Genomic DNA, 24,891 nt, shown 5'->3' on the forward strand with positions numbered 1-24,891 from the left:
CAAATGGAAATCAAATGCTATAAATTTACGCCGACTGAATTAAAATTTTGCGGGGTAATAGATGATCCCGTTTCTTTTATGTTTTGCCGCAAGTACAGTGGTATAGGAGAATGGCAGATAGTCCAAAGCCTTGATACGGTGAACGCTGCCCGGATTGCGGATTTCGATTTTATTCAAATCGCGCCCCGTGTGGCTGGGATTGTGACAAAGGTTATCACAGACAAAGGAACTTCCAACAAGCGAACGATTAAAGGCATAGAGCTAAAAGGTATAGCCAAGCAAAGAATCGTAATGCCGCCTACTGGTAGCGCTGAACTTTCATACAGCAATACGGCAGTAAATAAGGTGATGGAAGGGTTGTTTGCAACGCAGATCGTAAGCCCTTCCGATACCAATAGAGCGATTCCGCTTACGCGGGTAATCCCTCTTGCGTCGGATGTTACAACAAAAATTTATTATAGTGGGCGTTTTGCCGATCTGCACGAAGACCTGACGAACATTTCAGCGGCCAGCGGTGTTGGGTGGTATGCCGAAATAGCAGAGGGCTATATTGATTTTTCATGTATGATCGGATTAGACAGGACGGCAGGACAGCAGGAAAATCAAAGGCTTATATTATCCCTGCATAACAACCGTCTAGATAGTTTGTATGTCGATAAAAATACCCGATGGGTAAACCTTGGATATGTCGCTGGACAAGGCGAGGGAACGCAAAGAACGGTTATAACGCGAAGCGTGAACAATGACACGTCCGGGCTCGGACGTTATGAAGCCTACATTGATGCACGCGACCTTTCTACGGTAGATGAGTTAAAAAGCCGTGGAGACGAAAAGCTAGCGGAGTTTGGCGACAACATAACCGTGACCGCTACTATGTCGAAATCGTTTGCAACGCAATACGGAACGGCGTTTGACCTTGGCGACATTGCCACAATAAAAGATGATGCGTTGCCAATGGGCGCGCTTGATGCGCGTATCACAGAAATAGAGACCGTGTGCGAGGGCGGCGAGCAGACAATAAGCGTTACGCTTGGATATAACAAATCTCAAATAAATGATGTTTTGAACCGCTTGAAAAACAACAAATCTATAAACGCGAGGTAAATAGCATGGCAGTAAATTTTGACAATTTCGGATTTTTTGATTATGTGGAAGGGGAGCTTGACGACCGCTACGAGTATAATTCAGACGAATATAGCGAGATTATGGATAGCATTTTGGGGACTGGCATTATACAAGGCAAAGGAGATACCCTTGCGTGCGAAGCTGGCGCGGGTGCGGTCATTGTCAACACGGGCGTGGTAGTCGTGGATGGGCGAATCGGGATTTTACACGAGAGCAAAAGTGTTCTAATTGATTCCGTGGAATCCGGCTATAGCCGAATAGACCGTATTGTTGCACGAAAGGACCTTGCAAACCGTATAGTATGCCTTGACGCAATCAAGGGAACGCCGACCACTGGAACACCTGCAGCACCGGAACTGACGCGCACCACATCAATTTATGAGGCCTCACTGTGTCGGGTATTGGTCTCGGGCAGCGGGATCATAGTTACAGACGAACGCGGGGACGCGGCGTTGTGCGGCTACATTCCGCAATATAATAATTTGATGGGCAAATCAATGTACGACACTAATAACGACGGAGCAGTTGATGTGGCAGACGACGCGGAGAAGCTGGGCGGAAAAGCCGCAGTATTGTATGCGCTTGCCGCGGATGTGTTGAAAAATAGCGGAGCACAAATATTAGATGGAAGTCTTGACGCAAGTGGAAGCATCATAGCGCCTAATTTCAGGATAGATGTAGCGGACGGTTCTATGTGGTTTACGGGCGGGTCAAGGCTGTTCAGGATTCACTATGACGGCGGCAACAATCTATATTTTCACGTATATAATGCCAATGGGACAAGTGTTGTGGCGACGCCGCTGTATATATCGGCAGCGGGAGAGGTTGTCGCACCAACGATAAACGCGACGGGCGCGCTGAAATCGCAGGGTACATATAACCGTACAACGACGGCGGCGGCGAACACTCATATTTCCGACAGCGCAAGCGGCCATCATTTTTACCGCTCTACATCATCACAGCGGTGGAAGACGAATATCAACGCCGCAGACCTGGAAGAGATCAGAAAAGCATTATTAAAAATCCTTGTGGTCAACTTTACATCATTGTGTGAATGCGACGATCCAGATAAGGTACACACGGGATTTATTGCAGAACAGCTTGCAGAGATAGACCGGCGCATGGCAACGTACGGCACGGATGATGATGGCAATGAGCAAGTGGAAGGATTTGACAGCAACGAATTGATTTCGCGCACTGTGGCCGGGTGGCAGATACATGAAATGGAGATAAATAGGATTAAAGCGAAAGCTGCAAAATTCGACGCGCTTTCGGCGCTGCTCGTTTCCAAAGGGATACTCACACAGGAAGAAATTGACGGATTGGGGGATAAGGCATGATGCAAATAGAAATCACAATCCTGATTGCCGTAGTCGGGTGCTTTGTCGGCCTTGCGGGGTGGCTGACCGGACGGGACAAAAAAATAGCGAATGACAGCAAGTGGCGGGGCGGTGTAGACGCAAAGCTCGACACGATACTTGGCATAAAAAGCGACGTCGAAAAGCTCGATTGCAAGGTGGACGACCACGAACACAGAATTACGGCGGTAGAAGAAAGCGCGAAGCAAGCGCACAAAAGAATCGATCATATACAAAAAGACCACTAGGCGGCGAGAGCCGTTTTTATTTTGAAAGGAGCTATTATAATGGCAAAAATTACAGCGGCGCAGCTCATAGAGGGCTGCAAAAAAAGGTTAGGCTGGGGGTATGTCCTCGGCGGGCAGGGCGAATTGTATTCCGAGGATGTGGGAAAGCGGTTTTTTGAAAGATATAACGAAAAGCCCCTGTCCTACTATATCAAGGAATGCGCTAAATGGTTTGGTAAGCACGTTGTAGATTGTTCCGGGCTTATCATCGAGGCATTCAGGGATTATCTGCCCAGCTACGGCGATATGACGGCAAACGGTCTTTATGACAGATGCTTTGAGCGTGGGGCAATCGGGACGATCCCGGAAGTGCCGGGTGTGTGCGTTTGGAAGAATGGGCATATAGGGATTTATATTGGCGGCGGTAAAGTCATTGAATCGCGCGGTAAAGCCTATGGAGTGGTGGAAACGGTGTTAAACGCGCGGGATTTTACGAACTGGGGCAAGTTGCGTGATGTAGACTACGCAACGGCCACGCCACAGCCCGCAGCGCCTTCACAGAACGCTCCTACGCTTACGCGCAACCTTTCCAATGGGATGCGCGGCGAAGACGTGAGACAGGCGCAGGAGCGGCTTGAAAAGCATCTTGCACAGCCGGGGAAGATCGACGGCATCTTCGGAGAAAGGACGGAAGCAGCCGTAAAGCGTTTCCAGCAAGCGCGCAAGAACGAAGGCCGTGACATTGGCGCGGTAGATGGGATCATCGGCCCAAAGACATGGGCGATCCTGTGGGAATAAGGAAAGGAGAAGTAGGGAATGGAAAATATGCAGAACAGGTTAAGAAGTTGGCCGTTATGGCTGGCAATCGCGGCGCTGGCCGTGTGGGTAGTGAAGGCTTTCGGAGGTCTTGACATCTCGCAGCAGGTGAACGATTTCATGAACGTTGCCTTGCCTGTTGTGGTCGGTTTCGGGATTATCAATAATCCCACAGATGCAAAGAAAATATAACGGAATCGGGCGGCCTTGCGGTCGCCCTTTTTTTGTTCGTTTGGTTAAAGTGGGTTCAAATGTGGGTTATTATAAATATTGCTCGGCGCAAATCCGGCAATGTAATCGCATTTTAGGGATAAAAAACAGGCGTTTCCGAAGCCTAAAGCGCTATCATCATTATGATATCCACACGTGAATCAGCGATATCTGTGCGTATTCTGTAAATGTTTGCTCAATACGCTATCAGCGTAAAAGCAGTGGTTGAGCCCCATTTAATAGTATAAGTGGGTTACAATGTGGGTTATTGATCGCTACCCAAAATGCGTGCAAATGTGTTGTCTATCCATTGGGCTGCACGGTGCGCATCTCCGTCTAATTCATGGCTGTATGTCGAGAATCCGTCAAATGATTTGCTATGACCCCCAATCGGTTTTATTAGCTCTTCGGGCATATCTTTATTTGCCGAAAAGAAAGTGTGCCGAAGCTCATACGGTGTACGATCGGCTATTCCGTTGTGCTCTTTATACCGATTCCAGGATTGACGGTAAAGTTGCTGATTTAGTCTTTCTCCATCGGGCGTTGGGAAAAGAACGTTTGTTTGAATCCCGGCAGAAAGAAGCATTTTGCGCTGAGCTCTAATTTCCCGCATTCCAATTTCCGGTATCTCAAAGGAACGAATAGCATTTTTATTCTTGCCATGCGTCGTCTCACCGAATCGGTTTACGGCACGCTTGAGCGTACAGCGATTCCCAATAATGTCGCTTACATCCAAGCCTATCAGTTCCCCCGGCCTAAATCCGACAATTATTTCAATTCTATACGCATGGATATACCAGTCATGCTGTATTTTCCCCCGATACGTTGTTTGGTCACTGCGAAAAACCTTTTTTATGTCGTCGGGCTGGAGGGCTTTTCTTGTGCTTTGGTGCGCGTCATTCGGTATGAGCAGATTTTCGGGAAACAATTTCGTTGTCTTGGCAATACGACAGTATTTCACAAACGCCTGTATAACGCCGCGCGTCGTTTTAAGTGTTTTATAAGCAAGCCCTTTGCCGTGGTTGCCGATTGTATGAGCATAGTTTAGAACAGCTTGTAAATTCTCCTCTGTGACATCGCCTATACGTTTGCGACCGATCACGGGCATGAGATAGAGTCTTAAGTGTTTTTCGTTTTGGATAATGTGCTCTTTGCTTACATGTCTGTCTTTCAAATATTGTAGATAGCGCTCCTTCATGACAGACACTTTAGAACTTCCGTCAACCCCGTCATCAAGCCATAAATCCGCTTTGGTGTTTGCCTCGCGAAGGCCCTTTCGTCCGGGTGTTGAAGATGTGAATGTACGCCGTACACCGCCCTTTTGAACTTTGATTTGCCAGCGCTTTTGATTTTCGAACCAAACGGCTGTATTTACTCGTTTTCCCATAATTTTCTCCTTCCATTTTACCCCACCCATATGGTAAAATAAAAGGGCAGGGTTCTCTTCCTCGTAGTGGTGGAATAAATTCTGCTTGCCCCCTTTTGGTGTTACCGCACTGCAGGGGGCTTTTCTATTTATCATTCGTAATGCGTCCACATGCTGCGTATAACGACGATTTGAGCATCCTTATCCACCGAGTAGACCAATCTATGCTGTACGTTGATACGACGGCTGTAATAGCCTTGCAAGTCGCCTACAAGCTTTTCGTAAGGCGGGGGAGCCTGGAAGGGATTTTGCTTTAAAATATTAATTAGCTCTCCGGCCTTTTTCAGTATACCCGCCTGTTTCAATTTTGCATAATCCTTGAAGGCTCGTTTTGTCAATTGCACATCGTACATAGTTTACTCCCAATCGAGGTCATCAGCGCTTACCATTTCTTCTACAGGCTCGTTCTCGCTCTCCTTGATGCTCTCTACAAGGCCAGGAACAGAATACAGGTATAAAGTCTCCTGTATAGACCTCCAATCGTCCTCGGAGAGAAGAACAGCGTTTCCATCCTTGCCGAGTATCTGGATTGGGGCGTGGGATTCGTTGGTATCTTTCACAAGCTTATATAAATTCTGCCGTGCTTTTGTAATATTGATCGCCTCCATGTTTATCACCTCAATATCATTATAGCGTACGTGATAGCGTACGTCAAGAGGGCTTTTAAATTTAGATGTTTACAACTGACGCAATACAGCACCGGCATTCATCACAGAACGGCGGTGTGTTGATACCTATTTTAGCGTCTTTAACTAAATAAGATTTTCCAATGTGATTTTTGCAAGCAGCGCATGTTTTATCATCATTATTTCCAATTATTTCATATAAGTCACACAGTCCTTTATATGAAATCAGGGATTGTGCGGTATACAAATATTTTTGATATAGCATTTGAGCGCTATCTACTGTTGTTGCACCTGATAAAAAACGCACGATTGCATATATTTTAATGTCCACATCAGTGAATCTATGCGTTTCAGCCATCAGCATATCTATTGCGCCACATTGATGGCTGTTAATTTCTTTTCTCATAAGAAACGGTATTTTGTTTTTCTTGCATTTCTCCTGCCGATTTTCAAAAATAATTTTATACAGTTTTTTATACTTCTTTTTTATAATAAGAGGTCTGCATTTTTCGGCTAGGTCAAAAAATTCTTTTCGCTCTTGTTCGCGCTTAGCTTCATAAAAAAGCTGTTTTTCAGTAGCCATTGTTCCACCATCCTTTTTTTTATTTAATAATGCGGACTAACAAGTATTCTTTATACCGCTTCCATCTCCGCAAAATCAATAGAAATGTCGCGATAAAAATGCTTTTTACTTATATGTCTTATTTCGTGCAGAGCAGTTTCAATTTGCTGCTCTTTGCTTAAAAGAGAATTCACATAAATATTATAATTCCCGTCGCAATCCTCTTTCACAACGCCCTTTGCTTGGTATGTGGGAAAGGGGATCACCCTGATGTAAATATCCCCCATATCGTCAATCTCCTTTTTTGTAGTAAGGATATTATATCACTCGTGATTGTCAGACTTGGTAATTCCCTCTAAAAATTTTACCATTACTTTTACATCTTCCGGAGTTGCCTTTTGTGAGAGGGAGAAAAGCATCCGTTTATCTGGATTGTCCTTGATATCCTGTAATAGTTGTATCATTTCATCGTCGGTTTCTTTTGGTTCTCGGCCCAAGAGATAATCTATTGATACGGAAAAATAATCAGCGATTTTTTCCAATATTTCAGACCTTGGGGTATAACCGTTCTGCTTCCAATTCGTAATACTAGCCTTGCTTATACCCATTTCAAATGCGGCCTTGCTAGGGGAAATTCCTTTAATTTTGCAAAGCTCAGCAAATCGCTCATAGAACACTCAGATCACATCCTTAAAAAAGTTCATAAAAATTTACCTAATACGCTTGACAAGTTCATAAACATGTAATATTATGGTGTAAAAGTAAATGAACATGAACCAATATCGCGTATAAGTTTATATTCTTGCAATTTATTATATTGAATTAGTTCATGGAAGTCAACTATTATTCTAAAAAAGGAGGGGAAGATATGATTCAAGCATGGACGGCTGATGTTGTAGCGCGTATGCACATGGCAAAAATACAGAAAAAGCAACTTGCACGAGAAGCGGGTTATACACCTGAATATCTCGGGATGATTCTCGGTGGAAAGTGAGATACCAAGAAAGCAAAGGCTAATATACTCATAGCTCTGGAACGTCTTGAAGGGCAAGCAGACCAAAAATAACCACCACTACAAAAAATTTATGAAAGAATGGAGAAAGAAAGATGACTAAAAAAGAATTTCTAGCAGAATTAAGAAATTACGGGATCAAGGGATTAAAGGCAAGAAGAACCGCAAAGCAAATGTATGCCCTGCATGGTTCATACGACAATGCTTTTGCATCAATAAATGGTATGCAGAGGGGACTTCAGGGCGCTTTCACAGGATTAACAAAGGCAATTAACATGATGGCAAAATCTATCGGCGGAGATATGGAGGAATGGTAATGAAAAAATTCAAACTTTTAAGACTGAAAATGTACGATCAGGACATTACACAAGAGGATATTGCGCAGCATATTGCCAATGTTCTGAACAACACTTGCTCAATATCTCATATCAGCGATCTATTTAACGGGCGCAGTTCATGGCGCATGGATGAAGCGTATGCCGTCCTTGACCTGCTCAAGGTTCCACATAGTGAGCTTCATAAGTACTTCCCTAAAGATGGGGAAAGGTCTTGCTTTGTGCAAATATAGGAGGCAGATATGGGAAACGTAGTACCGTTCATTCAGAAACCGGAAATATTGCGGTTCAAGAATTTTGCACTGCCGGAAGTCGCAATGAAGATTGTCTTTGTATTTGAAGGGCACGCAAAGTACTGTGAGCAGGCTGGAGAACTTGAGGACGCAGGATATTATCGAAAACTTGCCCAGGACATCATGGAGCATGGAACCGACCCTTACATCAACGAAATATGCGACTACATATCAGACATATTTTGGTCGGTAGACGGCATGCCGTCGCAATATCTGGGTGAAAAGGATATAAGATTTCTTCAAGCTGTATGCGAATATCGGGAAGGAGAGATCGAGCAATGACAAGAGAAGAAAAGAATTTTATACAGTGGTTGTATTGGATTGGAAAAAATGTACGCAGAAAAGGCCTTCCGTACTTCAAAAATGGTACAAGGGTAACGGTAGATCAATACTACTCAATGCTCAGGAAGGTTATGCGCGAAAAAGAGGAACAGGATCGTATGCTTACTGACAAGGAAACTGAAATATTCTTTGGCGAGATCGGGGAAAAGAGTTTCCGCGCGGGATATTACGGACATATGCCCTATGAAATCAAATCTAAGTGGCAAAAGAAAAGATCGCTGCGCCAACAACGATCAATTCAGAAAGACACTCTATCTACGCCTATTTTACCATAGGCGGAAAGGAAAAAGCAAGATGATTAATTTATTCAATATAATGGATTCTGTTAAACAGGAGAAAATAGCGCTTGAAAAGCAACAAGCATATTGATGGCCGTCCACGATGCAGCACATCATTCACCAAATAATCCCAAATGTTACGAAGGGGCTATCTACGCAGCAGAGGATATAGTCAGTAATACAGTAGTAATGTTGGAAGTGTTGAAAGATGGCATATCCAATCATTTACAAGCAGAGCGCAAGAATATCACAAACGAGAAAGGCGGTACAAAGTGAAAGATTATGAAGATATGACGCTTGAAGAACTGATCTATGAATATGAAAAATTCGTAGGAAGGCAAACGACAAAAGCAGAAAGAGTGCTTCTGGCAATGATGCATACAGAGATAATAGATGCATACAAAAGAGGGTTTGTGGCAGGGACGATGAACGGCGCTGGATTGCCCGTAACACCGCCTGCGGGCGTGCATTCGACTAGGGAGGCGGCTCGAAATGAATAAATACGAGATATGCGGGAAAGAATATCCAATAATCGGCCGCTTTGATGCAGTGTCGCCGGATGGTGTTGTAGCTTCGAATATACCGCTTTTAGATATCCCCATGATGACGGATTATCAATGGCAACGGAATTGTTTAAAGCGCCGGATTGAACATCCAGAGTATTACGAAGTAATAGAGGACGTGCCCGCCACAATTGCACGTTTAGAAAAATGGCTTAATGAGCACAAAAAGAGGGATTAATTGTGACATCTGGCGGTTTTATAAAACTTCATAGAGAAATGCTTGATAAGGCTATTTGGCGGGAATCAACCGCCGAACAAAAAGTGATTCTTGTTACGCTGCTTATGATGGCCAATCATGCTGAAAATGAATGGGAATGGGGCGGGGAAAAATTCAAGGCTAAGCCAGGCCAATTCGTGACGAGCGAGGCCTCTATTGTGGAAAAATGCGGGAATGGGGTTAAGAGGCAAAGTGTAAGAACTGCGTTAAAAAAATTTGAAAAATATGAATTTCTGACCCGCGAAGCAACCAAGAGAAATTCGCTCATAACCATTATAAATTGGGAAAAATATCAGGGTTCTAAAAGAAAGACTAACCAACGGGCTAACCAAGAACTAACCAAGAGCCAACCAACAGCTAACCAAGAGCTAACCACTAACAAGAATGAAAAGAATGATAAGAATATAAAGAGAGGGGGGGCTTTGACCCCGAGCCCCTCCTCATGGAAAAGGGATTCAGTCCAAAGATCGATGAGGCCATCAGAGAGTGGTGGAGGTACAAGAGTGAAAGAAAAGAGGCATACAAAGAAACGGGCTGGAAAAAACTTTTGTCTCAATTCCAGAATAAAATTAATGTCTATGGGGAACAGGCTTTGGTTGAAGCACTGGACAGGGCGATCTCTTCAGGGTGGAAGGGATGGGATTTTCAAAGTAGCTTTACAAAATTGGCACAGGAAGATTCAGGGGAACACTACGAGGAGTTTTAGGCAATGGAAGAATTGGAACTAATCCCGCAGGATATTGAAGCGGAGCGGAGCGTAATAGGGGCCGCGCTGCTGCGCCCGGAGTGTGCCTTTGAAGTGCTGTCAAGCTTGCAGAAGGATGATTTTTCAAGCATCGTGCATATGCATGTCTATGAAGCGATGGAGAAGCTTGCAAAAGAGGGAATCACGCCGGATATTGTAACGGTCAATAGCAGGCTTGAAGCCCTGCATTTGGCAACGCCCGGAACCATCGAGTATTTAAGCGGGCTTACAGTCGAGACCATAACGACGAAAAATATTAAAAGCCACATCGACATTATCCGGGAGAAATCAAAGCGGCGGCGGCTGAAAGAAATTTGCGCAAGGGCAATCTCGGAAACGTCTGATCCGGAAAATGATATTGACGACATAGCAAACGGACTGTGTAACGCTATCTATGATCTTGACCGGCGCAAGTCGGATGTAAAGCCGCTGAAAACGGCATATCAGGAAGCGTACGCCGAGATCGTGGAAGCGGTAGAAGCCAAAAAGGAAGGGAAGTTGCTTGGCATACAGACAGGGTTTCCAAGGCTTGACAAACGGCTTGCAGGACTGAAAAAGGGGGAATTGATCGTAATAGGCGCACGGTCCAGCATGGGGAAAACCTCTTTTGCTATGAACATAGCGGATCACGTAAAGAAAGATCACAAGGTGCTGTACTTCTCGCTCGAAATGGTTCCATCCCAGTTGGCGTTACGGCTCATGGCGGGGGACGCGAAAATCTCAATGCAAGACCTTAGAACCGGAGACATAGGCGGCAAGGAAATAGCGCGGCTTGGAACGGCGATACAGGGCGTGAATGGGAATATGTTTATCAGTGACAACTTCAAGCAAAGCACAACGGATATCATGGCGCTGTCTCAAAAGGTGCGCAGAGAATACGGGCTTGATCTAGTGATTATAGACTATTTGCAGCTTATCACACGCACAGAGTTTAAGGACAACGAAGTGCAGGCGCTTGACGCGATCACACGGCAGCTAAAAGTTATTGCCGGAGAATTGGAGGTACCCGTTATCCTCCTTAGCCAATTATCGCGGGAGGCTGATAAAGGCAACAAGGGCGGCCAGCGCGGGAGAGTACCGGAATTGTCAGAACTGCGCGGGAGCGGAGCCATCGAGCAAAACGCAGATGTGGTGCTGTTGCTCCATAAGCAATCACGTGACAGCACGGAAGCCAAGTTGATTGTCGCCAAGCAGCGCAACGGTGCAACGGGCATAATGGGGCTGCACTGGAACGGCGAAACTACACGGTTTACAGAAGAAGACTCGATACACAAATATTACGGCAAAACACCGTTTGACAAACAGGAGGTAGAGTATTGATAACGCCATGCATGATACTGGAGGCACAAAAGAGGCTTAATCGGATCACGAGAGCCAAACCATACAAATACGCCATGCGGCAGTGTGGACAGGAAAGGCGGAGGTTCATCAGGGCGGCGCTGATGGCTAAGCTGCTAAACGATATTTATGACGAGTGGAGCGCATAATATGACGATACGCGAAAAGCTGGAGCAATACAGGGCGCTTGTGGTAGAAGTGCGCAACCTGGAACAACGGATCAGCGATATGCAAACACAGAAAGTGTCTTCCTGCGATATAGTAAAAATGTCGTCGCCTGAATTTCCTTTTACGGAGCACAGCAGTAAGGTGATAGGGCATGCCATAGATAAGACAACGCTTCAAAAGGTTGTGGGCATCTATAAAGACCGGCTTGAAAAGGCAATGGCTATGATGCTGGAAGTAGAAACGTTCATCTCATCCGTAGAAGACAGCGAGATGCGGGAGCTTTTGCGGCTGCGGTATATAGAGGGCTTGCCGTGGTGGAAAATACCCATGCGATTGGAAATGGCTGGTGATGGAACTTGGCAATGCAAAAAAGTTTATGGATTTTTGCAAAATTTTGAAAATCGTCAAGAAAATCAAGGTTGATCCGTGGTAAAATGCTATTAGTGAAAAGTAGCTAAACGTCATCCTGATGGGTGGCGTTTTTGTTTTGGGGATGTGAATGGTTTCGACGCGATGTAAGCCCGAAGCGGATATTCGCGGACACGAGTTCAATTCTCGTCATCTCCACCAGTGCCAGTGCGTGGGTAGGCATGGAAACGCACGAAAATCCGCGAATAAAATGCAGTGAACCGTATGCCTGCGGAGAATTGCGCGGGGGCGGGCTGGAGCGGACTGGCTAGAGATCAGCGGCCCCTTTTATAAGATTCCATGCGGAGAGGTCAATAAAGTCACGTGAAAGCGGGTAGGCGCATACCGGTATAATCAGGCGGCATTTGGGAAGCCGTCGAGTGCCAACGGGAATAGCCGTGCGCCCAAGCTGGCTGATACCCGAAAAAACCAAGCCGTAGGTTTCCTGCACAGATAAGAGCAGGTTTTAGAGCGGAATAGGATTAAATGATTGCCGCTTGCCCGCAGCGACATATAAATAGCGGGCTTGAAACAAAAAGGCCATGAAAGACTCCTGATGGGGTCTTTTTGGTTTACCAAAAGGGATGGAGATATGGACAAATACAATCCTGAGCATTATTTGGATTTGACCGCCGCGATTGCGGTAAGCCGGGCAGACAGAAGGAGTAAGCCTAAAATGAAACATACAAGACATAGCTATCGCATTGGCGACCTGTATAGATTCGCATGGGTAAACGGGAGGTTAACGTTGTGGCGGCTAAGCTAACGCCGAGGCAAAAAGCATTTGCGGAATTTTACATTCAGCTAGGCAACGCTACGGAAGCGGCGAAGCGCGCGGGGTATTCAGAGAAAACAGCAAATAGAATTGGCGCAGAAAACTTGACAAAACCTGTTATACGTGAATACGTCGATAAAGTGCAGTCAGAAATATCCTCAAGCCGCATAGCAGACGCGCGAGAAGTGCAAGAAACATTAACGCGCATATTGCGTAGGGAAGAAACCGAAAGTGTTGTAATCGTCTGCAAGACCCGTAAAAGCTCGTATGACAAAGCGGGGAAACGAAAGACGGAAGAAAAAGAAACCCCGGAGATCGTGCGGATTCCAGCAAAGATCAGCGACGTGAATAAAGCCGCTGAACTGCTGGGGAAGGTTCATGGTCTATATACCGATAAGGTTGATCTTTCGGGCGGCGTGGATTTGAGGATACAGGTAGACTATGGCAACGATCAAGGTTCAAGCGAATAAAATATTTGCACCAGTAGATAAAAGCAAATGCCGCTATGTGCTTCTGAAAGGGAGCGCAGGAAGCGGGAAAAGCGTTGACACTGCGCAGCATTATATATTGCGTCTGATGCAGGATAGGGGTCGAAACCTCTTGGCATTGCGTAAATCGGAGGTAACGAACCGTGATAGCACTTTCGCGGAGTTATCCGGGGCAATATCGCGCATGGGGCTGTGGGACTACTGGAAGCCTATAATGTCGCCGCTTGAACTGCGGTGTGTCAACGGGGCGAAAATCATCTTTCGCGGCATGAACGACGACAGACAGCGCGAGAAGATCAAGTCTATCACGTTTGAAAAAGGAAGCCTTACAGATATATGGCTCGAGGAAGCGACGGAATTTTCAAGGGCGGATGTGGACATACTAGATGACCGTTTGAGAGGAAAACTCCCGGATGGTCTTTTTTATCAGATGCGGTTTACGTTCAATCCGGTGGCGGCAACACACTGGATTAAACATGATTATTTTGATACGGTTGATCCTAATGTTTTTACACACCATAGCACATACTTAGACAATCGTTTTATAGATGCGCCATACCATGCGCGCATGATGCGGCGCAAGGAGCTAGACCCGGACGGGTATCGGGTGTATGGCCTCGGAGAATGGGGCGAAGTCGGCGGGCTTATCATTACTAACTGGACGGCAGAAGATATGAGCCAAGACCCAAACGACTACGACAGCGTTTCACTTGGTCAAGACTTTGGTTTTAACCACGCTAACGCTATTTTATTGCTTGGATTTAAGGACGATGAAATATACGTCTTAAAGGAGCAATACGATTACGAGAAGGACACGGGAGAGATAATAGCGGCTTGCATCATGCCGAAACACGTAATGATGTACTGCGACAGCGCGGAGCCAGACAGGATTAAAACATGGCGTTCTTCCGGGTATAAAGCCGTGGCAGTTAAGAAAGAGCAAGGGAGCGTACAAGCGCAGATCGACTATTTAAAAGCGCATAAAATACACATTCATCCTTCATGCGTAAATCTTATGAAGGAGCTCCAACAATGGAAGTGGAAGCGTGACGAAAAGCGGGATGTGTGGCTAGATGAACCCGTTCCATTTCTTGACGATGCAATCGCCGCGCTGCGGTATGGAATAGAGCCAGTGCGCAAGGTGCGCAGACTACAGAGTTTTTCAAAGGAAGGGCTAGGACTTTGATAGAGTATAGAATCAACAAAGACAAAGAACTTACTGTTGACGAAATCCGGCAGCTTATAACGAATAGCGCGGCAGAGGCGGCGCGTAGGCAGTATTTGCACCAGCAGTATGACGGGAAGCAGGACATTTTAAATCGCACTGTTTCAGACCCGACCAAGCCGAACAACAGGCTTGTGAATAATTATCCGGCGTATATCACAGACAGTTACACGGGTTATTTCATGGGTGTACCCGTCACGTATAAGGCGGCAGAGGGCGCGCCGGATGATATGCTGATTGAGATAAAAGCGCTATTTGACTATAACGACGAACAGAGCGAAAACGCAGAACTCGCAAAAGAAGCCAGCATCACGGGCGACGCTTATGAGCTTTTATATCTGGATAGTGATTCAAACGTTAGATTTACGGCGTTGGATTACACGGAAACCTGCATTGCGGTATATGATGCAGCCCTAGAGGGTGAAATGCTGTACTTCATCCGGGCATACGATGTGCTAAAAGACCTATTCTCAAACGAAAAAACGCAAACGGTTGAGGTGTACGATCAAAAGCAGGTATCATACTATACCGCAGATGCTGCTACGCTAAAGCTTACTGGACAAAGACTACATTACTTCAATGATGTTCCCGTTGTGGTATATAAAAACAACAAAGAGGGCATAGGCGATTTTGAGCGCGAAATGACACTTATAAACGCCTATGACAAGATGCAGAGCGACAGCGCGAACGACCTCGAATATTTTACTGACGCCTATTTAGTGCTGCGTGGTCTTGGCGGGACGACTGCGGAAGATGTATTTGCAATGAAGGAGCAGCGCGTACTGTCTTTGTCGGATGCGGATTCTCACGCTGAATGGCTAATAAAACAGATTAATGATACGTACATCGAGAACCTTAAAAACCGTATAGATGATGATATTCACAAATTTAGCAAGTGCCCGAAACTTACGGATGAATCGTTTGCAAATAACCTTTCCGGCATTGCGATCAAGTATAAACTGATTGGATTTGAGAATGTAACGAGCGTAAAAGAGAGATATTTTAAAAAGGCACTACAGCGAAGAATTGAATTGATTTGCAATGTGCAAAATTTGTTTGCTAAGAATTACGATTACACCATGATAGATATGACGTTTACCCGCAATATCCCCGTGAACGCGACAGAAGCCGCCGACATGGTAAACAAGATAACCGGGGTAGTATCGCGTGAAACGGCATTAGGGCAATTGCCATTTGTAACAGATGTGGAGGACGAAATAAGCAAGATAGATTCCGAAAAGCCAACATACGAAATAGCGTATCAGGAAGACGACGAAGGGCAGCCGGTGTTTAAGTGATGGGCAGCGCGGAATATTGGCGAAAGCGTACGCTTGAAAGTGAAGCTTACGCGAACGGGTTAGCTGAATCCGAGATAGTGAGACAACAGAAGCTATACAAGGCGGCATACAAACAGCTTGCTAAGCAGATAGACGGCTTGTATATCCAAGTGGTGGAGTACGGCGAGGAGTTAAGCAGGACGCAGTTGTGGAACTTTTCTAGATGGTATCAGCTTGAACAGCGGCTAGGCAAGATCACGGGAGAGATTACCACAAACCAGATACGCGGGACGGAACGAACGCTTATAAAGGTGTTTGAAAAGACAATGGGCGTAACGCTTAAAGATTTGAAACAAAGCGGCGCGCCCGTCAACCTGTCCTTTGATATGCTGGACAACGTGCAGATCAAGCAACTTGTGAATACCGCATGGAATGATGCTTCTTTCTCCCAGCGTTATATAGAAAACGGTATCAAAATGGGCGAGAGGGTGAAACAAGATATTACCGATATGCTTATATCTGGTAAATCACCCGGAGCTATTAAGAAAGCATTGCAAGGCGACCTTAACATGAACTACTACGCGGCTGATCGCCTTGTGCGGACGGAAGCAAATCACTACTACAACGATGCGGCAATGAAATCTTATAAGGCCGCCGGGGTGATAATGGTTGAATACATCGCTGAAGTGGATGATCGTATTTGTGATGAATGCGAGGGTTATTCCGGTCAGATTTACCCGATAGATGGCGCGCCAACGCTACCAATTCACCCGAATTGCCGTTGCTGTTATGCCCCTGTAGTGGAAGTGGGCGACGATTTAACGGAAGCGGCAGAGCTACTAAAAAAATATGCTTAATAGAAGCTTAACAGCTTCTTTTTTATTACGCTTTATAGGGCTGTGCGACAACAGAACTAAAGGGGCGGCAATGCCGCAACTTACGGAGGTTAAGAAATGGAAAAATTTTTACAGGGTTATTTGCTTAACAGGCTTACACCGATGATGGACGCAGATGGGGGCGCGGCCGGAGACCCGGGCGGCGAACCAGATGGAGGCGGTTCCGGCGGTGGAAAGCCGGACGGTGGCGAAGGTAAAACTTACACCGAAGCCGAGATTGCAGAATTATTGCAAGCGGAAGCGGACAGAAGGGTTACGGCGGCACTGAAAAAGCAAAAGAGAGAGTATGAGGAAAAGCTATCCCTTTCAAAGCTGGATGAGGAACAGCGCAAGGAAGCTGAAAAAGACCTTGAAATTAAGCGCCTTAATGAGCGTATTTCAGAAATGAGCACGAGCATTAACAAAGGCGAGGTAATCAAAGTTTTGGCGGCGCGTGGGCTTGATCCCGCTTTTGCCGACATCATCACGATTGGGGACGACATCAAAGAAGCGCAGGCGCGCATTGATACGCTCGACAAACTGTTTAAACAGGCGGTTGAGGCTACGGTCAAGAAGCGCATTGCGGGAGATGCGCCAGCAAAAGGTAGCGGGACGGGAACGCCCACGACCCTAAAGGGGATGAATGTTCAGCAGAGGGCAGAGCTTTACGAGAGCAACCCGGAACTATTTAGAAAGCTAAAAGGAGCAGAGTAAATGGCAAATATTGTATATCCTAACGAAGTTCTTGAATCTATAGTTGAAGACATTTTAGAAACGCGGCTTAACACCAGAACACTTATGACGGTTGATATGTCGCTTAGCGGCGCAGCCGGCATGAAAAAAGTAATTAACCGCTATACCTATACGGGGTACGTTGAAAGCCTCTCGCAGGGCGAGAAGAACACACAGCGCGGCAAACTTGAATTTCTGCCTTATGAGTATGAAGTAGGCGTAGCTCAACAGGTATGGGATTACCATGATGAAGAAGTGATGAAAGATCCAGGTATTGTCAATCTCGGCGTACAGGGAATGGCTAATGCTATGTGGAATGACATGAACCAGAAATTTTTTGATGAACTGCGCAAGGCTGAAATTTTCCAGACGATTGAATCAGCGAACAAGATCGCGTATGACGATATTGTTGACGCAATCGCGGCCCTTGACCTTGAGGACGAAAGCCAGCTTTATATCTTGTGCGGGCTGAATACCAAGGCTGCACTTAGGAAAAACAGCCTTTTTACAGGCGCGAAACAAGGCGAGATCATCTTTACCGGGCAGATTGGCGACATTAGCGGACTTCCCGTTGTGTACTCTAAAAAAGTGCCTGCCGATCTTGCTTACGTAGCAACCAAAGAAGCGGTAACGCTTTTCACCAAAAAGGATAGCGAGATTGAGCAGGAGAGGGACAAGGAAGCGAGAAAAAATACGATTATTTCCCGTAAGGTGAACCTCGTTGCCCTCACCAACGCGAAATGCCTTTGTATGATCGGCAAAGCGTCGGCTACCCCGGTTCTCACACAATCTAGCATTGCGGCGGGAATAATAAGACCATATCCGGTACGAACGCGGCGGGGGCGGTTGTTCGCGTGTACGTGAATGATATTCCGGTAGGCTATGCGGCTGTAGATGGCACTACATGGACGTATACTATTGACGCAGTTTCATCGGGCGATAAGGTAAAAGTCTCTGCAATGACGGACGGGAAAATTCCAGCGTTCTGCGCAGCGGTTACGGTCTCTTAATCTACTACAGGGGGCAAGTCATGAGCGCGACGGATAAATTAAAGGCGTACATCCCCGAAATCCAAAACGCTACAGCCGCCGCTATAATCGAAGATACCGAACAGGCATTTAAGGAGCTTTGCAACGTCGAGGCCATACCCGATGAAGCAAGCTCCTTGATTGTTGAAATGGCGGTTATACGGTACAACCGATTAGGCAGCGAGGGTTTAGCGTCACAAGGCTATAGCGGCGCATCAGAGAGCTTTATAAACGGTCTGCCGGATGATCTATTGCGTAGGCTTGGGAAGTACAGGAGGCTTAAAACGCTATGATTAGCAGGCGAATGAAAGCGGTTAAGATCGTGGAGCGTGATATAAGCGATTCGGTGTTTGGAAAAGATTCCAGGCCGCGAGAAGTAAAGACCGTGCAAATGGCAATCTGCACGCTTACGGGCGCGGAAGTCCAATATTTAAACATCAACGCTCAAGGAAGCTCACACGTTGGATTGACGCTTGACAGGACGCTTAAACACGGGCAAGAGGTACACGACGGAGATGACGTTTATAGAATCACGTACCCAAACAACGATGCGCGGTTATCACAGATTTTTCTTGAAAGGGTGATAGCAGATGGCTAAGACAGAAGTAGACGCAAGCGAAGTTTTAAGGAACTTTGAGAACTTTGTTAAAAAAGCCTTGCCGGACGCTATCAAAGATGGTCTTGAACAAGCTTGCCTTGTGGTCGAAAATGCTGCAAAAAATAATTGCCCTGCAGATAAAGGCACTTTGCGCGCAAGCATAACTCACGTTGTGGAAGAAAACGGCGAAAACCTTGAAGGATATGTAGGCAGTGGGATAGATTACGCGCCATATATTCATCAAGGTACAGGGTTATTTGCCATAGATGGAAATGGGCGAAAAAATGTTCCTTGGCGGTATCAAGACGAAAAAGGCGAATGGCACACAACCGAAGGGCAGCGACCCAATCCGTTTATATCCGACGCAATAGAACAAAACCGGGCAAAGATCATAAATTGCTTTAAGGACGTGATGAAGAAATGATAATTGAAGACGTTGTAAGCGCCCTAAAAGCAGACCCCGCCGTAAGCGGCTATGTGAGAGATCGTATGACCGCATTTTCGACCGACTCAACAGATGATGGTATTGTTTTCAATTTCTCGCCGCAGACGGATGACAAGATTTCCCGCGTTGATAAGCTGGAAATCATGATTATATCCAAGAGCGTTGCACGGGTGTACGAGATTCACGAGGCTGTGAAGAATGTATTGCTTACGCTTGGAGATGATCCGTTTAATGATACGATTTTAGGCGTTGAAATAAACGGCGGCGGCGTTCTTGAAAATCTGAAAACAGGAACCTACCACCACACAACATATTATTATTTAAGGAGCAAAGTATAATGGCACAGGCAAATGAAGAAGTAATTTTAGGATCAGGCGATCTGTTTGTAATGAGTTATACCGGGGAGGCAATCCCGGAGGATTCTGTAATCGAGACGACCTCCAATCAGATAGGCCATATCCAGGGCGGCGCAACGCTGGAATACAAGCCGACAGACTACAGCGTTGTAGATGATATGGGAGCGGTCTTAAAACGCTTTATTACGGAGGAAGAAGTAACGCTTAAATCGGGCGTGCTGACGTGGGGCGTTAACACGCTTGCAAAATTATGTCCGGCCGGGGCACTTACGGAGGATTCTTCAACGCACAAATCCACGCTGAAAATCGGCGGACGCGGTAAGACGGGCATTAGCAAGGTTTTAGCGCGGTTTGTTCATACATATGACACCGGGCTTAAGCTGCGCATTACGATAGTTGCAACCGCATCTAGCGGCTTCACCCTTGCTTTTGCAAAGGACAAGGAAACTGTGATCGATGCAGAATTAAAAGCCGTGCCGCATGATACAGACGGTACGCTCGTTGTTATTGAGCAGGACACAAGGACAGCCGGTTAAAATATGAATATGGGGCGTTCTATGCGAGCGTCCCTTTTCTTTTATAAGGAGTAATTAAAAATGGGAAATGTAATAGATTTAAGCATTTTTGCAAACGAGACCTTAGAAGTAACTATGCCTACAGGCGAAACGATTCATGTTAAAAAGCCAACACAGAAAATTACCATTCGCATGATGGAAATGCAGAAAACGCTTAAACAGTGCGCGGAAGAACCCGAAAAAATGTTTGCAGCGATCAACAAAATGCTGGTCGATATTCTAGAGCATAACACAGAGGGGAAAAAATACAGCATACAATATTTTGAAGATAACATGAGTATCGCGGTTGCAAATGCACTTCTTAGCGAGTACATGAGCTTTACTAGTAACATACAAAACCAAAAAAACTGAAAATGCCGTCTTTGCCCGGACAGAGTAACGGCGGCGATATAGAAATTATGTCATCCGTGCGGCGGGTAATGCGATATTGCGGGTGCACGTTTTACGAAGCCCTAGAGCTTCCCACAGACGTTTTTTTACTGTGTGACAAGAATATGTATATTGAAGACCTGCAAAAGACCCCAGAGGGGCGCAAATACCTTGCAGACTGTGAACGGATGGCAAAGACAGAGCCAGACACAGAAGCATTGAAGCAAAAAGGGCTAACCTATAGGAGCGTAAAAGAGTGAATACAGTAGATTTAGGCGCATTGCGCATTGGGTTGATTGCAGACCTTACTAAAGGATTGTCTGATTTAGATAAGTTGAAAAAAACCACTGAATCAGTGCAAACAACGGCACAAAAAAATTTAAGTAAAGTAGGCAATGCGTTTATGGGGATCGGCACCGCCATAACCGGAACTGCAATTGCCATCGGTACGGCTAGTACAAAAGCGGGGATTGAATTTGAAAGCGCGTTCGCTGGGGTTGAAAAAACGGTAGATGCAACAGACGAACAGTTAGCAGAGCTAAGAGAGGGCATTATTGACCTGTCTAAGGAAATGCCGCAATCTGCAAGCGAAATTTCGGGAGTAGCAGAGGCGGCGGGGCAGTTGGGCATAAAAACAGAAAACGTATTAGATTTTACGAAAACAATGGTTATGATGGGCGATTCAACGAATATGTCCTCAGAAACCGCCGCAACCTCTTTAGCAAGATTAGCTAATATTACACAAATGCCACAAACCGAGTTTAACAGACTAGGTTCTGTGATCGTAGCACTTGGCAATAACTTAGCCACGACAGAAAGTGAAATTACAGATATGGGGTTGCGTCTTGCCGGTGCTGGTAAACAGATCGGACTTACAGAAGCGCAAACACTAGGGTTAGCTGGGGCGTTATCGTCCGTAGGCATTGAAGCAGAAGCGGGCGGCTCTGCAATGTCAAAAGTAATGGTTGATATGCAGCTTGCTGTAGAAACGGGCGGGGAATCGCTTGACAACTTTGCTAAGGTTGCAGGGATGACAGCAGAAGATTTCCAGAAGTCTTTTAGAGATGATGCAGCCGGTGCGCTAATTTCTTTTATAACGGGCTTGCAAAACGCAGAACAGCACGGCACGAGTGCAATTAAAGTGCTTGATGATATGGGAATAACAGAGGTGCGTATGCGTGATGCCTTGCTACGCGCTGCTGGTGCTGGCGACCTATTTACTGAGGCAATCTCCCTTGGTACTAAGGCGTGGGACGAAAACACGGCATTGACGGCAGAAGCCGGGAAACGCTATGAAACGACTGAATCAAAAATAAAAATTTTGAAAAACCAGATAACAGCATTATTTTTAAAAATAGCTGATGTGGTTTTACCGATTGTAAAGCAGGTGATTAGCTTCATTTCGGATTTAGTGGAGAAGCTTTCCAATATGAGCAAAAGCCAGCAAGAAATGATTATCAAGATTGGTCTGGTTGTTGCCGCTATCGGTCCGCTGCTTATAATCATGGGTACGCTTATGAAATCGTTGTCCGCTCTTATGGCTCATCCAATTGTTTTAACAATAACGCTTGTCGTTGCGGCTATTGCTACTTTAGTAGCGGCTATAAGCGCAGTTCCAACCGAAATGGAGATGATGAGCGAAGCCATAGACAAGAACACAGAGGCTACAAACGCATGGTTCGAATCTATGAACGGAGCACGTGCAAATTTAGGCGACTTTTCCGGGATGGTGAATGAGTATGGGCAAAACGCAAGCGACCTAACAAGTATCATTGATGAAAATACACAGAAAATAAACGATATTTACGCAGAGGCATACTCTAGGGGAGATGAGCTAAGGCAAAGCGAAATTGATAAAATAAACGAGTACGTTGACAATATAGCGGAAGCCCAAAACAGGCTTGCAGAGCTTGAAAAATCTAAAGCAGAAGCGCGCATTTCATCCTTGCAATGGCAGCTTGACAACATGAATTTAACAGCGGAGGAAGAACAAGGGATATTAAACACGTTGCAAGAAGTGAGGGCTGATTACACAAAAGCGACACAAGATATTATTTCTAATGAAATCGCCGCACTCGATCAACGTTTGCAAAATAACCAAATTTCGCAGGAGGAATACAATCGCCTACGCGAACAGGCGTTACAAAAAAACCAAGAGTATGCAAACACTGAAAAAGCTATGTCTGATAAGCTTACAACCGATCTACTTGCAAGCCAACAGGAACGTTTCAACCTAAATATGAACGATTACAACAACAGGGTTCATCAGTTCAATAAGATAGAAGAAATCGGGCAATATCATGGCGAAAAAATGGCAGCGATCAACAACAACGAGACGCTTAGCTGGTTTGAAAAACAGGTGCGACTTCAAGCGGCAGAACGCGAAATGCTTACAGATTTTGCGAACTTTGCGGCGGGGCAGGAGGTCACTTGGACAGATTACAACTTTGCAGTAGACAGGAATATATCAGACGCCACCGCTGCATTTTTTAATTGGATAGCAAACAATAAAGCACAAGGCAGGCAGCTTTCAGAAGACAGTAGGCAAAACGCGCGCGACATTCTGAACGCTTACGCTAGTTTGCCGGAAGATTTGCGGGAAAGCGGTCTTGACTCATTGCGTGGGCTTGCGCAAGGTATGGCAGACGAATTTCCGGGGCTTAAAGATGCGGCCAGCATGGACATGGATCAGCTCATACAAGCTATGAACGACGCTTTAGGCGTTGCTTCTCCTTCGTGGAAAATGGATAGCGCAGGACAAAACCTTATGGAGGGGCTGAAACAAGGCACAAATAAGAAAGCCCCAAGCCTCATGGACCATATCAGAAACATAGGTCAATCCATGATTGACGGATTTAAGAATCTGTTTCAAATCAAATCGCCGTCGCGTGTTTTCCGGGGGTTCGGTGAGAATATCGGCGCAGGGCTGGAAGAGGGCCTTTTATCCAGCACTGACGCAGTAATGAAGGCCGGGGACGAACTAAGCAAAGCGGCGCTAGATGGCTTGAACGCCAATAAACTTGAAATGGAGGCAGTAGCCTTTGCAGGAGATGCGCTAGCAGACGCTTACAGAACGCCGGACATTAGCGGGTATATAAATACTCATGAAGGTAGTAAAGACGCATCAGGGAGCGTTATAAAGAACGAGCAGAACAACTATTTCACGGCGCGGGAGCTTACGCCATACGAACAGGCGCAACAGGCGCGCCGACTTGGTAAGGCGCTGTTTGAAGGTGTATAAATGGAACGGATAAAATTTATAAACTCGAAGAATCAAATTTTTACCGCGTCATATGACGAAAACGCAAGGTTTATAATCAATAGCCTTGGAGGGTTGCGCGCTGCGGATATTCAGATCGTTCAATCGTCTGGGTATTTGCAGCATGGCGCGACCTATGGCCGAAGCCTTTACGGAGTGCGCCCAATCCCGATCCAGTTTTACTATAGCTATTCCAGCACAGCGGAGTTTTACAAGACTATGGACGGACTCCAGCGCGTTTTTAATCCTATGCTTGGCGAAGGCGTCTTAATCTATGAAAACGACCATCACAGCCGCATGATAAGGGCTACGGTGACGGAACAGCCGGACATTGCCTCTAACACTGGGCTTGGGCTACGGGTGATAGGACTTGAGCTTACGGCGCACGATCCATTCTTTGAAGACCTGATAGAAACGCGCGTCAGAATGGCTGACTTTGTAGGCGGGCTAAAATTCCCTCACAGAATGCCCATGAGGTTTGGCAAGCGCGGCGATTCCGTGACGATCAATAACAGTGGGGACGCGCCCGCGCCTATCCGATGCGAATTTAGAGGCGCGGCCACAAATCCGGCGCTTAAAAACGACACAACAGGTGAGGCGCTGAAGGTAGTGGCGACGATTGCGGCGGGCGATACGCTTGTAATTGACACCGCATACGGTAAAAAAAACGTCACGATTGAGCGAGGCGACGGAACGATTGAGGACGCTACAAACTCCGTGGATGATGAACAATCTTCCTTCTTCTCTCTTGCGCTTGGAAGCAATAGGCTTTCTTTTTCTGCTGATACCGGCGCGCCGGTAGTTTATGTAAATTATAAACGTCTATATGGGAATGGATAA

39 protein-coding genes and 1 other RNA gene are annotated in these 24,891 nt (G+C 45.9%); 34 read left to right on the forward strand and 6 right to left on the reverse strand.

Features of this window, described 5'->3' with window-relative positions:
• Positions 1–3 precede the first annotated feature (3 nt).
• From B1H56_RS12830 to B1H56_RS12850, 5 genes are read left to right on the forward strand one after another with little or no spacing between them, the layout of a single operon-like run.
• A complete protein-coding gene (locus tag B1H56_RS12830) occupies positions 4–1,104 on the forward strand; it encodes a siphovirus ReqiPepy6 Gp37-like family protein (protein ID WP_066523662.1) in 1,101 nt (366 codons plus the stop codon).
• Positions 1,105–1,109: 5 nt separating this feature from the next.
• On the forward strand, positions 1,110–2,465 hold the full coding sequence (locus tag B1H56_RS12835) for a tail fiber domain-containing protein (protein ID WP_066651189.1): 1,356 nt from the start codon (positions 1,110–1,112) through the stop codon (positions 2,463–2,465).
• Complete coding sequence (locus B1H56_RS12840; RefSeq protein ID WP_066523212.1) at positions 2,462–2,731, forward strand: hypothetical protein; 270 nt, start codon at positions 2,462–2,464, stop codon at positions 2,729–2,731. Before B1H56_RS12835 ends, B1H56_RS12840 begins: the two co-directional genes overlap by 4 nt.
• A 39-nt stretch (positions 2,732–2,770) precedes the next feature.
• Positions 2,771–3,508, forward strand: coding sequence for a peptidoglycan-binding domain-containing protein (locus B1H56_RS14780; RefSeq protein WP_066523724.1), 738 nt, complete (start codon positions 2,771–2,773; stop codon positions 3,506–3,508).
• An 18-nt stretch (positions 3,509–3,526) separates the two neighbouring features.
• A complete protein-coding gene (locus tag B1H56_RS12850) occupies positions 3,527–3,718 on the forward strand; it encodes a hypothetical protein (RefSeq protein WP_066523721.1) in 192 nt (63 codons plus the stop codon).
• A gap of 283 nt (positions 3,719–4,001) precedes the next feature.
• On the opposite strand, the gene B1H56_RS12855 is transcribed toward B1H56_RS12850, so the two are convergent.
• The 6 genes from B1H56_RS12855 to B1H56_RS12880 all read right to left on the reverse strand — a co-directional run bounded on the left by B1H56_RS12855 (position 4,002) and on the right by B1H56_RS12880 (position 7,027).
• Complete coding sequence (locus B1H56_RS12855) at positions 4,002–5,258, reverse strand: tyrosine-type recombinase/integrase (protein WP_066521143.1); 1,257 nt, start codon at positions 5,256–5,258, stop codon at positions 4,002–4,004.
• Complete coding sequence (locus B1H56_RS12860; protein WP_066521146.1) at positions 5,255–5,515, reverse strand: Txe/YoeB family addiction module toxin; 261 nt, start codon at positions 5,513–5,515, stop codon at positions 5,255–5,257. The genes B1H56_RS12855 and B1H56_RS12860 overlap by 4 nt, the downstream gene beginning before the upstream one ends.
• A gap of 3 nt (positions 5,516–5,518) precedes the next feature.
• Positions 5,519–5,770 carry a type II toxin-antitoxin system Phd/YefM family antitoxin gene (locus B1H56_RS12865; RefSeq protein WP_066521150.1) on the reverse strand — a complete coding sequence of 84 codons (252 nt, stop codon included), beginning with the start codon at positions 5,768–5,770 and terminating at the stop codon, positions 5,519–5,521.
• Positions 5,771–5,831: 61 nt separating this feature from the next.
• The gene (locus B1H56_RS12870; protein ID WP_066521152.1) at positions 5,832–6,371 is read right to left on the reverse strand and encodes a structural protein; all 540 of its coding nucleotides are present in this window, start codon (positions 6,369–6,371) and stop codon (positions 5,832–5,834) included.
• 50 nt (positions 6,372–6,421) lie between these two features.
• The gene (locus tag B1H56_RS12875; protein WP_066521154.1) at positions 6,422–6,637 is read right to left on the reverse strand and encodes an ImmA/IrrE family metallo-endopeptidase; all 216 of its coding nucleotides are present in this window, start codon (positions 6,635–6,637) and stop codon (positions 6,422–6,424) included.
• 36 nt (positions 6,638–6,673) lie between these two features.
• Entirely contained in the window at positions 6,674–7,027 is a 354-nt protein-coding gene (locus B1H56_RS12880; protein ID WP_066521156.1) for a helix-turn-helix domain-containing protein, read from the reverse strand.
• A 191-nt stretch (positions 7,028–7,218) separates the two neighbouring features.
• Between B1H56_RS12880 and B1H56_RS15025 the strand changes: the two genes are divergently transcribed.
• The 29 genes from B1H56_RS15025 (at position 7,219) to B1H56_RS13010 (ending at position 24,891) form a co-directional block, all read left to right on the forward strand.
• Entirely contained in the window at positions 7,219–7,344 is a 126-nt protein-coding gene (locus B1H56_RS15025; RefSeq protein WP_278287972.1) for a hypothetical protein, read from the forward strand.
• Between the two features lie 113 nt (positions 7,345–7,457).
• On the forward strand, positions 7,458–7,679 hold the full coding sequence (locus B1H56_RS12885) for a hypothetical protein (RefSeq protein ID WP_066521164.1): 222 nt from the start codon (positions 7,458–7,460) through the stop codon (positions 7,677–7,679).
• Positions 7,679–7,930, forward strand: coding sequence for a helix-turn-helix domain-containing protein (locus B1H56_RS12890; RefSeq protein ID WP_066521167.1), 252 nt, complete (start codon positions 7,679–7,681; stop codon positions 7,928–7,930). The genes B1H56_RS12885 and B1H56_RS12890 overlap by 1 nt, the downstream gene beginning before the upstream one ends.
• Positions 7,931–7,939: 9 nt before the next feature.
• Entirely contained in the window at positions 7,940–8,272 is a 333-nt protein-coding gene (locus B1H56_RS12895; protein WP_066521170.1) for a hypothetical protein, read from the forward strand.
• The gene (locus tag B1H56_RS12900) at positions 8,269–8,607 is read left to right on the forward strand and encodes a hypothetical protein (RefSeq protein WP_066521173.1); all 339 of its coding nucleotides are present in this window, start codon (positions 8,269–8,271) and stop codon (positions 8,605–8,607) included. The genes B1H56_RS12895 and B1H56_RS12900 overlap by 4 nt, the downstream gene beginning before the upstream one ends.
• Positions 8,608–8,700: 93 nt before the next feature.
• Positions 8,701–8,886, forward strand: a complete 186-nt coding sequence (locus tag B1H56_RS12905; protein WP_066521177.1) for a hypothetical protein — start codon at positions 8,701–8,703, stop codon at positions 8,884–8,886.
• Positions 8,883–9,110 carry a hypothetical protein gene (locus B1H56_RS12910; protein ID WP_066521179.1) on the forward strand — a complete coding sequence of 76 codons (228 nt, stop codon included), beginning with the start codon at positions 8,883–8,885 and terminating at the stop codon, positions 9,108–9,110. Before B1H56_RS12905 ends, B1H56_RS12910 begins: the two co-directional genes overlap by 4 nt.
• Positions 9,103–9,351, forward strand: a complete 249-nt coding sequence (locus B1H56_RS12915; RefSeq protein WP_066521180.1) for a hypothetical protein — start codon at positions 9,103–9,105, stop codon at positions 9,349–9,351. The genes B1H56_RS12910 and B1H56_RS12915 overlap by 8 nt, the downstream gene beginning before the upstream one ends.
• Before the next feature lie 38 nt (positions 9,352–9,389).
• Positions 9,390–10,118, forward strand: a complete 729-nt coding sequence (locus tag B1H56_RS12920) for a hypothetical protein (RefSeq protein ID WP_407920139.1) — start codon at positions 9,390–9,392, stop codon at positions 10,116–10,118.
• Positions 10,100–11,455 carry a replicative DNA helicase gene (locus tag B1H56_RS12925; RefSeq protein WP_066521194.1) on the forward strand — a complete coding sequence of 452 codons (1,356 nt, stop codon included), beginning with the start codon at positions 10,100–10,102 and terminating at the stop codon, positions 11,453–11,455. Before B1H56_RS12920 ends, B1H56_RS12925 begins: the two co-directional genes overlap by 19 nt.
• Positions 11,452–11,622: a hypothetical protein gene (locus B1H56_RS14680; RefSeq protein WP_156468682.1), complete on the forward strand. Its 171-nt coding sequence runs from the start codon at positions 11,452–11,454 to the stop codon at positions 11,620–11,622. The genes B1H56_RS12925 and B1H56_RS14680 overlap by 4 nt, the downstream gene beginning before the upstream one ends.
• A gap of 1 nt (position 11,623) precedes the next feature.
• On the forward strand, positions 11,624–12,064 hold the full coding sequence (locus B1H56_RS12930; protein WP_066521196.1) for a hypothetical protein: 441 nt from the start codon (positions 11,624–11,626) through the stop codon (positions 12,062–12,064).
• A 66-nt stretch (positions 12,065–12,130) separates the two neighbouring features.
• Positions 12,131–12,211, forward strand: a transfer-messenger RNA (tmRNA) gene (ssrA, locus tag B1H56_RS12935).
• Between the two features lie 564 nt (positions 12,212–12,775).
• Complete coding sequence (locus B1H56_RS12940) at positions 12,776–13,294, forward strand: terminase small subunit (RefSeq protein WP_066523686.1); 519 nt, start codon at positions 12,776–12,778, stop codon at positions 13,292–13,294.
• On the forward strand, positions 13,266–14,498 hold the full coding sequence (locus B1H56_RS12945) for a PBSX family phage terminase large subunit (RefSeq protein WP_066523685.1): 1,233 nt from the start codon (positions 13,266–13,268) through the stop codon (positions 14,496–14,498). The genes B1H56_RS12940 and B1H56_RS12945 overlap by 29 nt, the downstream gene beginning before the upstream one ends.
• The gene (locus B1H56_RS12950; RefSeq protein ID WP_066523684.1) at positions 14,495–15,835 is read left to right on the forward strand and encodes a phage portal protein; all 1,341 of its coding nucleotides are present in this window, start codon (positions 14,495–14,497) and stop codon (positions 15,833–15,835) included. The genes B1H56_RS12945 and B1H56_RS12950 overlap by 4 nt, the downstream gene beginning before the upstream one ends.
• A gap of 77 nt (positions 15,836–15,912) precedes the next feature.
• Positions 15,913–16,671: a minor capsid protein gene (locus B1H56_RS12955; protein WP_162939008.1), complete on the forward strand. Its 759-nt coding sequence runs from the start codon at positions 15,913–15,915 to the stop codon at positions 16,669–16,671.
• Between the two features lie 96 nt (positions 16,672–16,767).
• Entirely contained in the window at positions 16,768–17,403 is a 636-nt protein-coding gene (locus B1H56_RS12960; RefSeq protein WP_066523682.1) for a DUF4355 domain-containing protein, read from the forward strand.
• The gene (locus tag B1H56_RS12965) at positions 17,404–18,285 is read left to right on the forward strand and encodes a phage major capsid protein (protein ID WP_121419014.1); all 882 of its coding nucleotides are present in this window, start codon (positions 17,404–17,406) and stop codon (positions 18,283–18,285) included.
• Complete coding sequence (locus B1H56_RS14685) at positions 18,276–18,431, forward strand: hypothetical protein (protein WP_162939009.1); 156 nt, start codon at positions 18,276–18,278, stop codon at positions 18,429–18,431. Before B1H56_RS12965 ends, B1H56_RS14685 begins: the two co-directional genes overlap by 10 nt.
• A 20-nt stretch (positions 18,432–18,451) precedes the next feature.
• A complete protein-coding gene (locus B1H56_RS12970) occupies positions 18,452–18,742 on the forward strand; it encodes a phage head-tail connector protein (RefSeq protein ID WP_066523679.1) in 291 nt (96 codons plus the stop codon).
• Positions 18,739–19,047, forward strand: a complete 309-nt coding sequence (locus B1H56_RS12975) for a hypothetical protein (protein ID WP_066523678.1) — start codon at positions 18,739–18,741, stop codon at positions 19,045–19,047. Before B1H56_RS12970 ends, B1H56_RS12975 begins: the two co-directional genes overlap by 4 nt.
• Entirely contained in the window at positions 19,040–19,471 is a 432-nt protein-coding gene (locus B1H56_RS12980) for an HK97-gp10 family putative phage morphogenesis protein (protein WP_066523677.1), read from the forward strand. The genes B1H56_RS12975 and B1H56_RS12980 overlap by 8 nt, the downstream gene beginning before the upstream one ends.
• Positions 19,468–19,830, forward strand: a complete 363-nt coding sequence (locus tag B1H56_RS12985; protein WP_066523674.1) for a hypothetical protein — start codon at positions 19,468–19,470, stop codon at positions 19,828–19,830. The genes B1H56_RS12980 and B1H56_RS12985 overlap by 4 nt, the downstream gene beginning before the upstream one ends.
• Complete coding sequence (locus tag B1H56_RS12990; RefSeq protein ID WP_066523672.1) at positions 19,830–20,384, forward strand: hypothetical protein; 555 nt, start codon at positions 19,830–19,832, stop codon at positions 20,382–20,384. The genes B1H56_RS12985 and B1H56_RS12990 overlap by 1 nt, the downstream gene beginning before the upstream one ends.
• 60 nt (positions 20,385–20,444) lie before the next feature.
• Positions 20,445–20,774, forward strand: coding sequence for a hypothetical protein (locus B1H56_RS12995; RefSeq protein WP_066523667.1), 330 nt, complete (start codon positions 20,445–20,447; stop codon positions 20,772–20,774).
• A gap of 68 nt (positions 20,775–20,842) precedes the next feature.
• The gene (locus tag B1H56_RS13000) at positions 20,843–21,052 is read left to right on the forward strand and encodes a hypothetical protein (protein WP_066523666.1); all 210 of its coding nucleotides are present in this window, start codon (positions 20,843–20,845) and stop codon (positions 21,050–21,052) included.
• A gap of 74 nt (positions 21,053–21,126) precedes the next feature.
• Positions 21,127–24,033, forward strand: a complete 2,907-nt coding sequence (locus B1H56_RS13005; RefSeq protein ID WP_456236660.1) for a phage tail tape measure protein — start codon at positions 21,127–21,129, stop codon at positions 24,031–24,033.
• Complete coding sequence (locus tag B1H56_RS13010; protein ID WP_066523664.1) at positions 24,034–24,891, forward strand: phage distal tail protein; 858 nt, start codon at positions 24,034–24,036, stop codon at positions 24,889–24,891.

The sequence above is a fragment of the Christensenella minuta genome (assembly GCF_003628755.1).
Lineage (GTDB): Bacteria > Bacillota > Clostridia > Christensenellales > Christensenellaceae > Christensenella > Christensenella minuta.

Coding starts and splice junctions, on each gene's coding strand:
- B1H56_RS12830 (WP_066523662.1), top strand. CDS start 4: ATGGAAATCAAATGCTATAAATTTACGCCGACTGAATTAAAATTTTGC.
- B1H56_RS12835 (WP_066651189.1), top strand. CDS start 1,110: ATGGCAGTAAATTTTGACAATTTCGGATTTTTTGATTATGTGGAAGGG.
- B1H56_RS12840 (WP_066523212.1), top strand. CDS start 2,462: ATGATGCAAATAGAAATCACAATCCTGATTGCCGTAGTCGGGTGCTTT.
- B1H56_RS14780 (WP_066523724.1), top strand. CDS start 2,771: ATGGCAAAAATTACAGCGGCGCAGCTCATAGAGGGCTGCAAAAAAAGG.
- B1H56_RS12850 (WP_066523721.1), top strand. CDS start 3,527: ATGGAAAATATGCAGAACAGGTTAAGAAGTTGGCCGTTATGGCTGGCA.
- B1H56_RS12855 (WP_066521143.1), bottom strand. CDS start 5,258: ATGATAAATAGAAAAGCCCCCTGCAGTGCGGTAACACCAAAAGGGGGC.
- B1H56_RS12860 (WP_066521146.1), bottom strand. CDS start 5,515: ATGTACGATGTGCAATTGACAAAACGAGCCTTCAAGGATTATGCAAAA.
- B1H56_RS12865 (WP_066521150.1), bottom strand. CDS start 5,770: ATGGAGGCGATCAATATTACAAAAGCACGGCAGAATTTATATAAGCTT.
- B1H56_RS12870 (WP_066521152.1), bottom strand. CDS start 6,371: ATGGCTACTGAAAAACAGCTTTTTTATGAAGCTAAGCGCGAACAAGAG.
- B1H56_RS12875 (WP_066521154.1), bottom strand. CDS start 6,637: ATGGGGGATATTTACATCAGGGTGATCCCCTTTCCCACATACCAAGCA.
- B1H56_RS15025 (WP_278287972.1), top strand. CDS start 7,219: ATGATTCAAGCATGGACGGCTGATGTTGTAGCGCGTATGCACATGGCA.
- B1H56_RS12885 (WP_066521164.1), top strand. CDS start 7,458: ATGACTAAAAAAGAATTTCTAGCAGAATTAAGAAATTACGGGATCAAG.
- B1H56_RS12890 (WP_066521167.1), top strand. CDS start 7,679: ATGAAAAAATTCAAACTTTTAAGACTGAAAATGTACGATCAGGACATT.
- B1H56_RS12895 (WP_066521170.1), top strand. CDS start 7,940: ATGGGAAACGTAGTACCGTTCATTCAGAAACCGGAAATATTGCGGTTC.
- B1H56_RS12900 (WP_066521173.1), top strand. CDS start 8,269: ATGACAAGAGAAGAAAAGAATTTTATACAGTGGTTGTATTGGATTGGA.
- B1H56_RS12905 (WP_066521177.1), top strand. CDS start 8,701: ATGGCCGTCCACGATGCAGCACATCATTCACCAAATAATCCCAAATGT.
- B1H56_RS12915 (WP_066521180.1), top strand. CDS start 9,103: ATGAATAAATACGAGATATGCGGGAAAGAATATCCAATAATCGGCCGC.
- B1H56_RS12920 (WP_407920139.1), top strand. CDS start 9,390: ATGCTTGATAAGGCTATTTGGCGGGAATCAACCGCCGAACAAAAAGTG.
- B1H56_RS12925 (WP_066521194.1), top strand. CDS start 10,100: ATGGAAGAATTGGAACTAATCCCGCAGGATATTGAAGCGGAGCGGAGC.
- B1H56_RS12930 (WP_066521196.1), top strand. CDS start 11,624: ATGACGATACGCGAAAAGCTGGAGCAATACAGGGCGCTTGTGGTAGAA.
- B1H56_RS12940 (WP_066523686.1), top strand. CDS start 12,776: ATGGGTAAACGGGAGGTTAACGTTGTGGCGGCTAAGCTAACGCCGAGG.
- B1H56_RS12945 (WP_066523685.1), top strand. CDS start 13,266: ATGGCAACGATCAAGGTTCAAGCGAATAAAATATTTGCACCAGTAGAT.
- B1H56_RS12960 (WP_066523682.1), top strand. CDS start 16,768: ATGGAAAAATTTTTACAGGGTTATTTGCTTAACAGGCTTACACCGATG.
- B1H56_RS12965 (WP_121419014.1), top strand. CDS start 17,404: ATGGCAAATATTGTATATCCTAACGAAGTTCTTGAATCTATAGTTGAA.
- B1H56_RS12970 (WP_066523679.1), top strand. CDS start 18,452: ATGAGCGCGACGGATAAATTAAAGGCGTACATCCCCGAAATCCAAAAC.
- B1H56_RS12975 (WP_066523678.1), top strand. CDS start 18,739: ATGATTAGCAGGCGAATGAAAGCGGTTAAGATCGTGGAGCGTGATATA.
- B1H56_RS12980 (WP_066523677.1), top strand. CDS start 19,040: ATGGCTAAGACAGAAGTAGACGCAAGCGAAGTTTTAAGGAACTTTGAG.
- B1H56_RS12985 (WP_066523674.1), top strand. CDS start 19,468: ATGATAATTGAAGACGTTGTAAGCGCCCTAAAAGCAGACCCCGCCGTA.
- B1H56_RS12990 (WP_066523672.1), top strand. CDS start 19,830: ATGGCACAGGCAAATGAAGAAGTAATTTTAGGATCAGGCGATCTGTTT.
- B1H56_RS12995 (WP_066523667.1), top strand. CDS start 20,445: ATGGGAAATGTAATAGATTTAAGCATTTTTGCAAACGAGACCTTAGAA.
- B1H56_RS13000 (WP_066523666.1), top strand. CDS start 20,843: ATGCGATATTGCGGGTGCACGTTTTACGAAGCCCTAGAGCTTCCCACA.
- B1H56_RS13010 (WP_066523664.1), top strand. CDS start 24,034: ATGGAACGGATAAAATTTATAAACTCGAAGAATCAAATTTTTACCGCG.